The 12,658-nt window shown below is 43.7% G+C and carries 12 protein-coding genes; 6 read left to right on the top strand and 6 right to left on the bottom strand.

Annotation, left to right across the window (positions count from 1 at the left end):
* Positions 1-6: 6 nt before the first annotated feature.
* Complete coding sequence (tgt, locus tag ACJVC5_RS10440) at positions 7-1,137, top strand: tRNA guanosine(34) transglycosylase Tgt (RefSeq protein WP_408095450.1); 1,131 nt, start codon at positions 7-9, stop codon at positions 1,135-1,137.
* Here the strand turns inward: tgt and ACJVC5_RS10435 are convergent, their stop codons facing one another.
* The gene (locus ACJVC5_RS10435) at positions 1,138-3,741 is read right to left on the bottom strand and encodes a hypothetical protein (protein ID WP_408095449.1); all 2,604 of its coding nucleotides are present in this window, start codon (positions 3,739-3,741) and stop codon (positions 1,138-1,140) included. It lies immediately after the preceding gene.
* On the bottom strand, positions 3,728-4,147 hold the full coding sequence (locus ACJVC5_RS10430) for a hypothetical protein (RefSeq protein ID WP_408095448.1): 420 nt from the start codon (positions 4,145-4,147) through the stop codon (positions 3,728-3,730). Before ACJVC5_RS10430 ends, ACJVC5_RS10435 begins: the two co-directional genes overlap by 14 nt.
* Positions 4,148-4,341: 194 nt before the next feature.
* Between ACJVC5_RS10430 and ACJVC5_RS10425 the strand changes: the two genes are divergently transcribed.
* The 3 genes from ACJVC5_RS10425 (at position 4,342) to ACJVC5_RS10415 (ending at position 6,498) form a co-directional block, all read left to right on the top strand.
* Positions 4,342-5,166 (top strand): protein-glutamine glutaminase family protein, encoded by an 825-nt coding sequence (locus ACJVC5_RS10425; protein WP_408095447.1) that lies wholly within the window; start codon positions 4,342-4,344, stop codon positions 5,164-5,166.
* A gap of 8 nt (positions 5,167-5,174) precedes the next feature.
* Positions 5,175-5,825 (top strand): hypothetical protein, encoded by a 651-nt coding sequence (locus ACJVC5_RS10420; protein ID WP_408095446.1) that lies wholly within the window; start codon positions 5,175-5,177, stop codon positions 5,823-5,825.
* A gap of 118 nt (positions 5,826-5,943) precedes the next feature.
* On the top strand, positions 5,944-6,498 hold the full coding sequence (locus ACJVC5_RS10415; RefSeq protein WP_408095445.1) for a hypothetical protein: 555 nt from the start codon (positions 5,944-5,946) through the stop codon (positions 6,496-6,498).
* On the opposite strand, the gene ACJVC5_RS10410 is transcribed toward ACJVC5_RS10415, so the two are convergent.
* The 3 genes from ACJVC5_RS10410 to ACJVC5_RS10400 all read right to left on the bottom strand — a co-directional run bounded on the left by ACJVC5_RS10410 (position 6,495) and on the right by ACJVC5_RS10400 (position 9,332).
* On the bottom strand, positions 6,495-6,758 hold the full coding sequence (locus ACJVC5_RS10410) for a hypothetical protein (RefSeq protein ID WP_408095444.1): 264 nt from the start codon (positions 6,756-6,758) through the stop codon (positions 6,495-6,497). The genes ACJVC5_RS10415 and ACJVC5_RS10410 overlap by 4 nt on opposite strands.
* A 71-nt stretch (positions 6,759-6,829) precedes the next feature.
* A complete protein-coding gene (locus tag ACJVC5_RS10405) occupies positions 6,830-7,999 on the bottom strand; it encodes a hypothetical protein (protein WP_408095443.1) in 1,170 nt (389 codons plus the stop codon).
* 211 nt (positions 8,000-8,210) lie between these two features.
* Complete coding sequence (locus tag ACJVC5_RS10400) at positions 8,211-9,332, bottom strand: aminotransferase class V-fold PLP-dependent enzyme (RefSeq protein ID WP_408095442.1); 1,122 nt, start codon at positions 9,330-9,332, stop codon at positions 8,211-8,213.
* Between the two features lie 87 nt (positions 9,333-9,419).
* Here ACJVC5_RS10400 and ACJVC5_RS10395 point away from each other — a divergent pair, with 87 nt between their 5' ends.
* The gene (locus tag ACJVC5_RS10395) at positions 9,420-10,073 is read left to right on the top strand and encodes a hypothetical protein (RefSeq protein ID WP_408095441.1); all 654 of its coding nucleotides are present in this window, start codon (positions 9,420-9,422) and stop codon (positions 10,071-10,073) included.
* A gap of 5 nt (positions 10,074-10,078) precedes the next feature.
* A complete protein-coding gene (locus ACJVC5_RS10390) occupies positions 10,079-10,930 on the top strand; it encodes a matrixin family metalloprotease (RefSeq protein ID WP_408095440.1) in 852 nt (283 codons plus the stop codon).
* Here ACJVC5_RS10390 and ACJVC5_RS10385 read toward each other — a convergent pair.
* Complete coding sequence (locus tag ACJVC5_RS10385; RefSeq protein WP_408095439.1) at positions 10,895-12,658, bottom strand: M24 family metallopeptidase; 1,764 nt, start codon at positions 12,656-12,658, stop codon at positions 10,895-10,897. The genes ACJVC5_RS10390 and ACJVC5_RS10385 overlap by 36 nt on opposite strands.

Below are 12,658 nucleotides of genomic sequence, written 5' to 3'. Positions count from 1 at the left end.
TCATTTATGGATGTTCGTTCAGAAGTTAATAAACACTTTAAATTCACTCTAGAACACGTTGATAAGCATTGTGGTGCTCGTGCCGGATACATTGATACTCCACACGGACGTATTCACACGCCGGTATTCATGCCGGTGGGAACTCACGGGGCCATTAAGGCCCTTCAACCAAAAGAGCTTGTGGATCTTTCTATCGAGATCATGCTCTCGAACACTTATCACCTCCACTTAACTCCGGGCTCTGAGCTTATTGCCAAGGCCGGTGGCCTTCATAAGTTTATGGGTTGGGACCGTCCGATTCTTACTGACTCTGGTGGGTTCCAGGTATTCTCACTTCAAAAAAACTCAATCACTGAAGAAGGTGCAAACTTCAAAGGTGCCAAGGGAGAAAACGTTCTCCTTACTCCGGAAATTTCCATTCAGGTTCAACAGAACCTTGGTTCAGATATCATGATGGCCTTCGATGAATGTATTCCTTATCCGGCCACAGAAAAATATGTAGAGAACTCAATCGCTCGTACTCACCGTTGGCTCGACCGTTGTATTGATGCTTGGAAAAATCCTCAGCAGGCCCTTTTCGGAATTGTTCAGGGTGGTGTTTACGATAAGTACCGTAAGATCTGTATCGAAGAAGTGACGAAGAGAAATCTTCCTGGTTATGCCATCGGTGGTGTGTCCGTTGGTGAAGGTCCTGAGCACATGGAGAAAGTGGTGAAGCACACTGCTCCTCTTATGCCGAAGGACAAACCTCGTTACGTGATGGGCGTTGGTATGCCAGAAGATCTACTGATGATCTGGGAACACGGTGTGGACATGAGTGACTGTATCATTCCAACAAAGTTCGCACGCGGTGGAACGCTTTTCACCAACCGTGGAAAGATCCGTATTGAACACAAAAACTATCGTCGTGATTTCTTCCCGATTGAACCGAATCTAAAAGACTATGTGAACACGAACTTCACACGTGCTTACATCAAGCACCTTTTCGACTCGAATGAGATCCTGGGCCAGATCCTTGCGACTGCTCACAATATCTCATTCTATAAGTCGATGGCAGTGAGGGCCCGAGAAGCGATCTTAGAAGACCGCTTCCTGGAGTTTAAGGCCTCGTTCCTTGATGGATATAAGAGAGACTAATTATCTTCCAAAATATTCCTGGGCCATTTGTTGTTGAAGCTCATAACGCTTCTTCGACAAGTGGTTCTGGATTGTTTCGACACTGATCTGATTTTTCTTCACCGCTGGATCGTTCACAGTTGCTTTCAAGACCTCATACTCCAGCCTGTCCCAGTCATCTGAGTCTTTAATACATTTTTCACCCAAATATTTATTCACTAATCTCACGAGCATGTTTTTCATTGGATATTTCTGGGCACATGCTTGGGCCATTACACGGGCCTCTTGCTCGAGTTTCGCGTCGATGACCGGAGAAACTCTCTGCTCAAAGGCCGCTTGAGATGTTTGGACCCACTCCCTATACTGAGGAGAACTTGAAATATTCTGACATACGTTCCGGTCAAGATAGTTCGAGAATAGATCTTTCTTCAAATGATAAAGAGGACCGAAAGAAATCAATTCATAAGCGGCCTTCTTACAATCGGCCTCGAGCTGTCCAGTGCTTCTTATCCAAGAGAAGTTTGCAAGCACTCGAGTACGAATCGCTCCGTTGTCTTGAGACATGAAGTCCACCGCAGAATTGAATTCCTTCTCCCTGTCTTTTTCATAAAGCCCTTGAAGAATTCCTAATAAAACCGGTCTCGCCTCGTCGATCAAAATCACTTCTTCCTTAGGATGCTGGACACTTAAACCATCCACCGAAATGCTTCGGGTGATGATCTTAAATGATTCCGGAATCTGCGAATTCAAACAATTATAAAACGAACTGATGAGATAGCCATTTTTCGGTTGAAAATATCTTCCGGTAGGCTGCTCAACATCGTCGTGCTTAATCAACTTACAACTTTCCCAAACGTCCTCGGCCTCGCGAGAAATCATGTCACGGTTAGAGGCAATAATGACCTGATAGGCCTTCATTGTTTCCTGTTGGATGTTGGCAAAAGAGTGATAGGCCACATACATGTCCGCCAGCTCCTGAGTTTTCTCAGGTGGAACTCTTAGTGCAGATGCTTTTTCATATGCTCTCTTACTGATCTCTGACGCAAAACAAGCCTCTTCACCGGACTCTCCATAACATTGGAGATAGGCCTCTCTGGCAATGTCTTTATTTGAGATCTCGTTGTAGAACGACTGAATACGTGCGAGATACTCTTTGTCGTTTTGAACTTCCATAAGATACTTGTCGAAAGCTTTGATGAGATAATCTTTAACATATGGTTCCCATTTTACACGGCCAGGATTTTCGGTGAAAGTGTTACAACCATCAGGATCAGAGACCGAAATTTTGGCCTTCAAGTTCGCAGTAATTTCTTCAGCATTTGCACCAATACAATTAAGGACGCTCGGAACGACGTTTGAAGTAAAGTCTGACTTTTTAAAATAAGTAGACCTTGTGTTCCCCGGCTTCTGGTGACATTCAACCACGGCCTTAAAAATTTGATTGCCGGTTTCTGCTGTATATTCAGTCAGCCAACCTTGAATCAAAACATCCACGTCAAAGGCACGGTTCTGATAATAATTTGAAGAAACGAAGTTGAAGTGATCACTGGCCAGACTGGTCTTTGATTTATCGCCTTCAGTTCTAAAGTGCGCCACCGTGTCTGCGAAGTTTTCCTGCGGATTGGTTTTGGCGTAGTCTGAAACATATTTTCCAGTCGGAGAAATTTCCCATTTCTGAACGAGGCCACCAGTGGCAGGATCCACAAATTCATTCAGGGTCATTCCGGTGAAGGCCATATAGTCTGGTTTATGAGAGCGATAAAAACCTCTGCTACCTCTCGCTTCCTGGAAATCGACCTGGTGACTTAATTCGTGAGTGATCGCCGTGTAAAACCAGCCTCTGTCTGACTTGCCATAATTGAACCACAGACAGCCGTCTGTAAGCATGATCCAGCCAAGCGTACTCGCCAGACCACAAGCGTTTGGATATTTAGGAAACCTTTCTTTGCGAGGGATTCGTTGAATTTCCTTCATAGAATTAAGAGTGGTATGAGGGGCCTTCAACATGTGAGTCAGTCGCCACCAACCATACAATTCCTCATCACTATAAAGATAGTCCGCGAGAGGAATGTTCTTTCCATTGTAAACACCGGCAATGGGTCTTACATAATTGGCGGAGGTCGGATAGTCCTCATCCGGCATCAAGTTGTCGGCAGATAACATATGGCCAAATTTCAAATACCAGATGTAATGCACATAACCGGCAACATGATTCGTTTTTCCGTAAATCTGGTTGTAGATACATGGAACGTCTTCACACATGGAGTAATCGATGGCATCGGGATTTGCCACATCACCAATTTTATCTCCAAATGTTTTTAGAAAGTTTGCTTGCGGTACTGGTAATTGAGAAAGCTCAAGATGCTTCCATCTCCCACTTACCCTTTGAGCACCAGCATATTGTTTTTCAAGTTCTTTGACTTCGGCCTTCAAGGTATCCACTGAGAAGATGTCTTTCAAACACTGGCCCTGACGGTTTTGGCCACTGGCGAGCTTTCTCTCTAACACTGATTCTCTTTTTACGTTCTTCTCCCATCGAGAAAGAAGACTTTCCGGAGTTTTCGTTTTGGTACAAGAAGCAAAAACCAGAATGAATGAAAGGTAGATTAGATTATTTTTTTTCATATTCAACTACCCTTGAAATGAAATCACTGCCTTCGGTATAAACCACACTCACGCCCTCGGAAGGACATGACAGTTCATACTCAGGAAGTTCGTGACCTTTTGTTTCGTTAATTTTGCGTATGGTGGTATCGCAATCTTTGAACTTGTGTTTCCAATAGATCAGAGTCTTCTCATCACCCTTCGGATTTTTAAATCCGTGAGTCACGATGTCTCCTTTCACTTGATACTTTTCGTTGTCTTCATAAAGAAGAACTTTTCCTTCTGTTACAGGGATCTTCTTCTCTTCAATTGGCGGGCCCTTTTCGGCCACCAAATCTGAAACAGTGGTTTTGCCATAATTGGGTGAAGACTTCTTCACTCCACAGGCAGCGACGACCAGTAAGGACATCAAAAAAATAGATTTCATAGGCTCTTCTCCACAGTTCCTCATCGGTGAGAATGCCATACAACTTTAGTCAAATAACACTTCGGCGCTTTATGCATTTTCCGCTACTTGCATGACGGGCAAGCTTAATTTGACGTAAAGATTGATAGGGCTCCGTAGGCAAGAGAGAGACAAATAACTATAAAGCTTGCGCAATTCACGAATGCGGAGGCCCAATGAAGAAGTTAATTTTGGTTATGCTGGCTTTAGGAACTGCTCCCTTTCTTCAAGCGGAGACGTTCAAAAGCCGAATCTTTGCTGTAGAAGACAACATTGTGAAATTTGAAAATGGCCGTGTCGCCTTTCTGAATTCATCACCCGTTAAGTTGATAAAAAATTCTCTTATTCGTGCGGAGGTAGACGATCAGGACTCTTCACTCATCTCCTACGATGTCATTCAAGAACCCAACCTGAAAAATATGGCCGTTTCCTCTGTGGAGAATCCAACACCTCTTCCAGGTGTCCGTCCTCCATTCGAAGCAACCATTGTTCCAAGTATGGAAGAGGCCATGGCGATCTTTAACCGTTCCAACTCAAACTATAAACGAGTTTCTGAATGCACTGACCGTGCTCATGTATGGGCACATGATGAATTCAAGAGATCAGGCATCAAATCGAAAAAAGTTTTTGTGTTCTTCACCGCCTCATATATTGATAGCATTCGCTTCAAATGGTGGTTTCACGTGGCACCCGCCTACTCTGTTCAAACTCCTTCGGGTGTCCAGGACATGGTGATGGATTTCCGCTATACGGATCGTCCGATGACTGTGAAAGAGTTCACAGATCAATTCGTGTATACCAAACGTCCTTGTAAACCTACCCTTCGATTTTCTGAGTATGATGTGAATCCACAGACTGAAAACTGTTACCTCATGATCGATAGTATGCACTATAAGATGCCCGGTGAATTAGCGGCCCAGGAACAAGGTCGTTATAAATCAACCACTCCAGACAGTGAAATCCGTGCGGCCCTTCGCAATGGGTTTAATTCACAACCATGAGACGCCATATGAACAAAAAACTTTTTACTCTCTTTATTCTTTCTTTGTCCCTCATGTCGGCTTGTGGTGGTAGTGGAGGCGGCGGGAGCAATGGCAAATCGAGTAGCGGCCAAGCGGCCATTTCTGAACTGCGGGCCCAAGGAAGCTACCGGGCCATCCTTAGACCATTTAACAATCACCTCTCAGGTTTCCTCCCCTCTGGTTTTGCGGAAATCAGCATTGTGGGAGACAATGTTTCTTTTAAAACAATGTTGGATGATGATGCCCGCGTGATTCATATGCAAAGTGTTCACACCGGAACTCGTTGTCCTAATGCCAATGACGATACTAACGGTGACAGCTATGTGGACATTAATGAGGCCCATGCCGTCGTTGGAAAAGTTCTTATTCCACTCGATTCAGATCTTAATAATCATGCCAAAGGCGCGGGCTTTTATCCTATGGGTGGCGGTTATACTTATGTAGAAGCGGCCTCCCTTAAAAATCTGGAATCTGTCATAAAGGCCCAGACAGGGGAAAAGTTAAACCTTGCCGGACGAGTCGTCCTCATCCACGGAGTGGACGCCAGCACCATGCTTCCCCCGACCTTCGGAACCATTGAAGGTATGCCTCAAGTGGCCTCGGCCCCCATTGCCTGCGGTGTGATTTTCAGAAAATAAACTATTTAGGCCCGCTAAGGCGGGCCCTTTGGCCAGACTTTATTGTAATAATTGCAAAGGTCATCACCTGCCCGCTCTTTCGGATTATTATTTTTCTACTTAAAAAGAGGTCAATACTATGAAACGAATTTTCATTCTTTTCCTTCTCCTTATCACTTTTTCTGTCCAGGTGAATGCTGGCACTCAGAATGGACTCAAGGCCGCCTTTGATGAGCTTAACTACTCTTTGTCGGTAGAATGGGACCAGAAAGACCAGGCCTTCTTTAATGCTCAAAGTGAAAAATTCTCGGCCGAGATCATCAAGCTCCAGGAAGCGGGTCTATCCAACCAAGAGCTTATGAATTTCACTATCTCTCAAATCAAAGATCAGAATTTAGCTCGTGAAATCCAAACGACTTTCTCACTTGTCTCAATTAATGCCATGTCTTCGAAAGAGGCCCAGGAGCACATTAAAAAGAGCATTGAAAAAACTTATCAGCGTGGAGCAAGTTGGAATGGAACTGCTGCCTTCATTGGCGGAACCGTATTTGCCCTTGTTGTATTAGCGGCCGTTGCCGTGATTTATAAGGACGAACTGACCAAGAAAGGCGAAGAGTGCTATATGGCCTATAGATGTCACGAAGTATGTGAGCTAGGGTTTTGTCGCCAGGTCTGCGGCGAGGAGTGCATTTAAGCGAACATAAGTGATAATGCCAGCGAACCTGATAGATAAAAAATTAAAATCCACATAAAGGCCTTGGTCCATCTTCTTACTTTCAGAAGACGACCAAGGCGTTCTTTGTCCTTAATAACTTCAAGATAGGCCTTGCTCATGAGTTTATGAAAATCAATTTCATAATCTTCTTTTCTAAGATTCATGTAAGTGGTCCAGGCAGAGTAAATACCTACCCCTACTGTTACAAAAAGCCCCACAAGGACAATAGATAGCGCCATGCCCATATGATGGGCCACTTAGAAAAAAAGAGTTACTCAATTTTTTTTAACTTCTTATTTTTTAAGTTTTCTTATCTCTTCACTGGCCGATAGATCACATTCAAACCTGAAAGCGGATAAGGAGTATTGTGAAACTTCTTGTCTCTCGTAATGATCCACATGAAATCGGGACGAGTCTCAGTGATCCACTCTCCTCCGATCACATTCCCACGGTAATCAAGTTCCACAACATATTCGTAGTTTTTGCTTCTAAATTCCTGATGAACTGTATTTGTCACAGGAAGTTTTGAAACAAAGTTTCGAGCTCCGGCCGCTTCGGCCTCTGCTGTCCAAAATTTCAACTCTTCACCATAGGTAAATTTGGTGGCGATCTTTATTCTTCTCTCAATTCCCTGTCCTCGATGTTCAGATGTCACCGGTTCATCACCGATGATCTGAGATGAATAACCAGTTACAGGTTGGTTCCAAACATCACCAAAACGGTCGACATCGGCCACAAAACTTCTTGAATGAATGCCAATTAAATTTGCGAGTGAAACGTGGAAGGCCCCCGCATTAACGTCCGCGCAATCAGGAGTGTTTGCCAGCTCTGGCGTCGGCGGATACGGATTAGCATCGCGTTCGTCCCCTTCACCAGGAACTTTACCGCTAACGTTACAACGCATTCCGATTTGAGCATAGGTTCCTTGATAATTGTAAGCATCATGCATGGCCAGAAGACCCTTCACATCCGAAGAACCGAAATTCACAACAATCCCTTCTTTATTTCTTATTCTTACTGGAGCAGGCTCTGGATAGTTAGCAGCGGCCAGGGCCCAACCATGGCAAATTCCCTCCCACCATAGGTCCTTAGGAGTGAATAATCTCAAAACCTTCCTCGTCAAAGTGTAGTTATAATCACTCATGGTAATGTCATAAAGTTCAGAAGGCGAAAGCCGTCCAATTTCTTCTTCGCTCATTTTTTTTAGTTCTTCTTTTGTATAGAGCTTATATTTAAACGGTTGTGGATCAGGATGACTCCAGCGATAGGCAATTCCACCACGGTTAGATGGCCAAAAAGATTCAGACCAACCAAGGCGATCATCATTCAGTCTTCCACTGAGAGGCAAACTATCGAAGCGATATACCATCTGAGTATTTAAAATCTTTGAAAATACGTTGGGACTATTGTTCCCAGAAAACTTTTCCGCATAGACTGAAGTTGAAAGTACAGCGAGAGTCAGGGCCACTTGTCTTTTCATGATTCTTCCTTGGTTAAGACTAGACGGCGGGTTTATAACAAATGCGATGAGACTCGCTCAAGGCGACAGAATGACACCAAGATCGAATTTTACACTAAGGATTTAACTCTTCGAAATAAAGTCTGAGGGCCTAACGTGAAACTCAAGAGGAAATGTAGCCGCAAAAGGTCGAGCACTCTCGTTTTGAGAGTGCTCGATGCGAAATTAAAATTTATTTTTCCGATTCAATGGCGAGAGAAATGATTTTCGTGAGCTTCTCTAAATTCTCATAACTCACATTATGAAAGAGAGCGATTCGGAATTGATTGCGACCAAGTTTTCTATATCCATCAATATCCACCGCCACACCTTGAGCGCGAAGAACCTTGATTAAATCATCAACTTTATATTTCTCGTCCACATCAATACAGACCACTGCTTGTGAGCGGAACTCAGGATTCTTCACAAACGGACTAAGATAAGACTTACTTTCTGCCCATCCATACATAAGCTGGGCCTTCTTCTTTGCAAGCTCAGTGACCTTTGCTTCACCTAACTTGTTCATGAGTTTGATTTGCTCATTCAGCAGGAAGATTGTCGCAATGGCGGGAGTATTATAAGTCTGGTTATTGCGAGAATTTTCAATGGCATTCGACCATTTCATCACTTCAGGGATGTAACGAGTTTTGTCTTCCTGGATTTTTTTGGCACGAGCTATTGCTTTCGCTGACATGAACGCCACATAAAAACCACCATCAGAAGCGAAGACTTTTTGAGGTGAGAAATAATAAATATCAATGTTACTGAAGTCGGCCGGAATCTGCCCTGCCCCCGAAGTGGCGTCGACTGCCATCAGAGTATTTGGATCTTTGAGCTTAGGAATATTTGAAAGCTGTACCCCGGTTGAAGTTTCATTCAACGTACAACAAATGAAATCAAACCCTGGTTCTTCTTTTGGATTGATTCCTTCTCCGAACTCAACCTTTACTTCCTTGGCCGTGATCCAAGGAATAAGTTTATGGGCACGATACCACTTATCAGAAAACTCTCCGCAGATATAATGAAGCGAAGACTTTTCAACTAATCCAAGTCCCATCATGTCCCAGAGGAAAGTAGCACCACCATTTCCGAGGACCACTTCATAATCAGACGGAAGATTAAAATAGGTACGAAGACCATCTTGAACTTCTTTCACGAGGTTCTTAATCGGATCTTTTCGATGACTGGTTCCTAAAAACTTGGCCCCAGACTTTGCAAGATTCTCGACTGCTTCAATGGGAATAAGTGATGGACCAACTCCAAAACGAGGATCGGAAGGTCTTAGCTCTGAAGGAACTTTAAAATTTTCGAACATAGATGGAAGCTCCAAAATATATATCGCTCTATGATAGCGATCCGCTAAGAAATTTGATAGTGTTTACCAATGACTCAGAGATTAATTTTGTGGACTATATTAGGCTGTTTTTGCTTAACGGCCTCTGCTCAAGATCTTTCTACTTATGGTAGACGGACCAAGCGGGCCACATCTCCTCGAAAAACTCAACCAGTGAGACCCCAAGAAGAGAAGAAGCAAATTGAATCCATTCTTTTCAATCTCGGAACCCACACAGAATTTTACGATAACATCCAAAACGACTCCTCAGGGGGGACGCGTAAATTTGATGCCAAAGCTCCAACCATTGGTGTTGGTCTTTCAATGCCCATCAAGTATGGTTGGCGTTTCCTTCCGGAGTTTAACTGGGTCCTTCCCCGTTCTGCCGGTGATTCAAAAATCATTAAGAACCTTTTTATGTTTCGTGCCGACTTTGGTTATGACCCTCTCGACTGGTTACGACTACGCGTGGGAACGGGAATCATGTGGGCCAATCAACATGGCCGTGGCGGTACAGTTGAAATGAATAACGGTAATTCAACTTCTACTTTTTATTATCCGGAAGAAAACCGTTCTAGCTTGAACAATACTTTTGATCTGGGGCTAGAGGCCAAATATCAGGAATGGGCCCTTCGTCTTCAGACTTACACATACGCCCTTTTCAAAGAAGAAAGACGTCAGCTTTCATATACACTCTTTATTTCCTATTACTGGGATCAGTAGGTCTTATGAAGTTTATTATTGGTTTGTTACTCACAATTGGAACTGCCGAAGCTTACACGCTTAACAATAACTTTGGAGCTTCTTTCAAAGACAATAACGTGAAAGTACGAGTGGCCGGAAACACTGTTTGTACTCCAGCGAACTCTGGTATAACTCCAGGTGAGCTTGAAGATATGATTAAACCAGCAGTGGATAAATTCTGGAACAAGGTCCCTACTTCTGCTCTTGTACTGGATGCTTCCGGAGCTTCTGAGGCCATTAACAATATCAATCTAGGACGCCTATGCTCTCCTACTGACCAGGATTGTATTAATGATGGGACCGCCGATCCAAATGGATTAATTCCACCAGTTACAGACATCATTATTGCTTGTAATTCAAATCCTGATAACTTCGGCTCGAACAATGTTCTGGCCGTGACCATTCCTAATAAATTTAGCGGAAAGAAAATTGTTGGTGCGGTCATTCTTATTAATGATTTTGCTCCAACTTTTGGTTCACTATCGACTTCAGATAAAATTTCAGTGCTCGCCCATGAAATTGGACACGCCATTGGTCTTGGCCACTCCGAAGATTCTGCGGCCCTGATGTATTACAGAACCGTAAGTCTTCGTACAAATCTTGGCCAAGATGATGTGGATGGAGTGACCTATCTTTATCCGATGCACGTAGACGCTTTTGGTCTTTCTGGTGGTCTACTTGGTAGCTGTGGCACGATTCAAAATGTAGGTGGTAAGGACGATGAACCACCAAGCAATCCGCCATTTGTTCAAATGGGGATCAGCTTGGGGCTTATGATTTTAATTGCTGAAGCTTATAGATTATTTAAGAGAACGAAGACTAGTTCCGCGTTTTAAACATTCTGCCTCATACTCTTCAAGAAGCACTTTCTCTTCCGAGTTAAGTAGATTCATGTCGATCAACGCTGGATCAAATCCAATATACACGAATGGAACAAAATGAAGCATCTTAGGGAACTTCGGATGTTTTTCAACCCAAGCGATGTTCTCAAGACGAACCCCACCGAAACCAGGGATATAAATTCCCGGCTCAATTGAAACCACTTGTCCCGCTTTCATCGGAACATTTGAAATCGTAGAAATTCTCACCCCTGGCTCGTGAACATGAACACCAACCCCGTGGCCAGTTCCATGACTATAATCGTAACCGTACTTTCTCATGGCGTTTCTTGCCAGACCATCAAGCACGTTACCTTTTGTGCCCTCAGGAAAGACCGCTGATTGAACCGCCAGTGTGCCCTTAAGAACAAGAGTGTAGATTTCAATCATTTTTGGATCTGGTTTCTTAGATGAATCACCGAAGAACGTTCTTGTGGTATCGGTTGCCCAACCACCATCAAAGTACCCACCAGAATCAAGGAGGATCATGTCTGTGTCTTTAATCACCACTTCATCAGAAGGATCACCGTAGTGAACGATGGAACCGTTGGGCCCTACACCAGCGATAGTGTTGAAGCTCTGATCATGAGCGCCCTGCTCTTTGTATTTCTTTGATGTTTCGTTATAAAGATCAAGCTCCGTAATACGTTTGCCGGCCTTGATCGAATCTTTCACCCACTTAATGGTGTTGAAGATCGCCTTGTCCGCTTTTCTAAATGAAGCATCCATCTGCTGAATTTCAACTGGCTCTTTAATCGACTGATAACCATAGAGGCCATCGGCTTTTTCTTTTAAGCGATCAGTTCCGAAGACCTTCACCAACATCGCGAAGTCAGCTGAATTCAGCATGCTCGGCATATACTGCACTTCATTTAAGTGAAGTGTGTTTTGAAGTCGATCAAGTTCGCGAGGAAGATTGTTGAATGGAAGAGAGATAAACTCTAGTCCTGACTCCTTCTTCGCTTTATCAGAAACCGGAGTTTCCGGAGTGACAAATACATAAACTTTTTCTTTCGTCACAAGAGCTTTGGCATAAAAACTTGAAAGGAACGGAAGATGGTAACCACGACAGTTCGTGATCCAGGCGATTGAATCAAGTGCGGTTAAGAACATCGCCTCTTTTTCGTTAGAAAAAATCGAGCGCGTTTTTTCAAGAGTATCACGTCCACGCCATTCGCGAGGAACAAGTTGAACTTCTTTTAAAGCAGGTAGTGATTCAAAAGGAATTTCTTTGGCAAGCTCGCCACCTTCAAGCGCCACTGTTTCTGAGGCCACATCTGAAAGTTTCTTCAAGTATCCAAGGGCCGTGCGATCAGCTTCGTAACCCAGTTTCTTAATGCCTAATTTTTTAACATCATTGGCAAGATCTTGAGTCGTGGAAGAATCAGGGCCCGTCTTCACCACTTCCACTTCTGTAGCATCAACTTCCAGGTCCGCTTGCTCATGGTAGCGACCATCCACATAAAGTCTGACACGGCCATTGGCCGGAACCAGCACTTCGGCCATCGAGCCAGTGAAACCTGTGATATAAAAGCGGTGATTGTCCTGAAGAGGTACGTATTCATTCAGAAAAGGGTCAAAGCTTGAGATGTACATGCCATCCAGGCCACGGTCCGTCATAACTTTTCTGAGTTTTTGAATATTAGATTTAATGGTTTGATTTGATAGATTGAAAGCTTTTTTCAT

This window comes from Peredibacter sp. HCB2-198 (genome assembly GCF_045999315.1).
GTDB lineage: Bacteria > Bdellovibrionota > Bacteriovoracia > Bacteriovoracales > Bacteriovoracaceae > Peredibacter.
This window is presented reverse-complemented; position numbering and strand designations above follow the sequence as displayed.

Excerpts from the sequence above, each read along its gene's own strand:
- tgt (WP_408095450.1), top strand. The coding sequence starts at position 7 with ATGGATGTTCGTTCAGAAGTTAATAAACACTTTAAATTCACTCTAGAA.
- ACJVC5_RS10390 (WP_408095440.1), top strand. The coding sequence starts at position 10,079 with ATGAAGTTTATTATTGGTTTGTTACTCACAATTGGAACTGCCGAAGCT.
- ACJVC5_RS10400 (WP_408095442.1), bottom strand. The coding sequence starts at position 9,332 with ATGTTCGAAAATTTTAAAGTTCCTTCAGAGCTAAGACCTTCCGATCCT.
- ACJVC5_RS10410 (WP_408095444.1), bottom strand. The coding sequence starts at position 6,758 with ATGGCGCTATCTATTGTCCTTGTGGGGCTTTTTGTAACAGTAGGGGTA.
- ACJVC5_RS10420 (WP_408095446.1), top strand. The coding sequence starts at position 5,175 with ATGAACAAAAAACTTTTTACTCTCTTTATTCTTTCTTTGTCCCTCATG.
- ACJVC5_RS10430 (WP_408095448.1), bottom strand. The coding sequence starts at position 4,147 with ATGAAATCTATTTTTTTGATGTCCTTACTGGTCGTCGCTGCCTGTGGA.
- ACJVC5_RS10425 (WP_408095447.1), top strand. The coding sequence starts at position 4,342 with ATGAAGAAGTTAATTTTGGTTATGCTGGCTTTAGGAACTGCTCCCTTT.
- ACJVC5_RS10435 (WP_408095449.1), bottom strand. The coding sequence starts at position 3,741 with ATGAAAAAAAATAATCTAATCTACCTTTCATTCATTCTGGTTTTTGCT.
- ACJVC5_RS10385 (WP_408095439.1), bottom strand. The coding sequence starts at position 12,658 with ATGAAAAAAGCTTTCAATCTATCAAATCAAACCATTAAATCTAATATT.
- ACJVC5_RS10405 (WP_408095443.1), bottom strand. The coding sequence starts at position 7,999 with ATGAAAAGACAAGTGGCCCTGACTCTCGCTGTACTTTCAACTTCAGTC.
- ACJVC5_RS10415 (WP_408095445.1), top strand. The coding sequence starts at position 5,944 with ATGAAACGAATTTTCATTCTTTTCCTTCTCCTTATCACTTTTTCTGTC.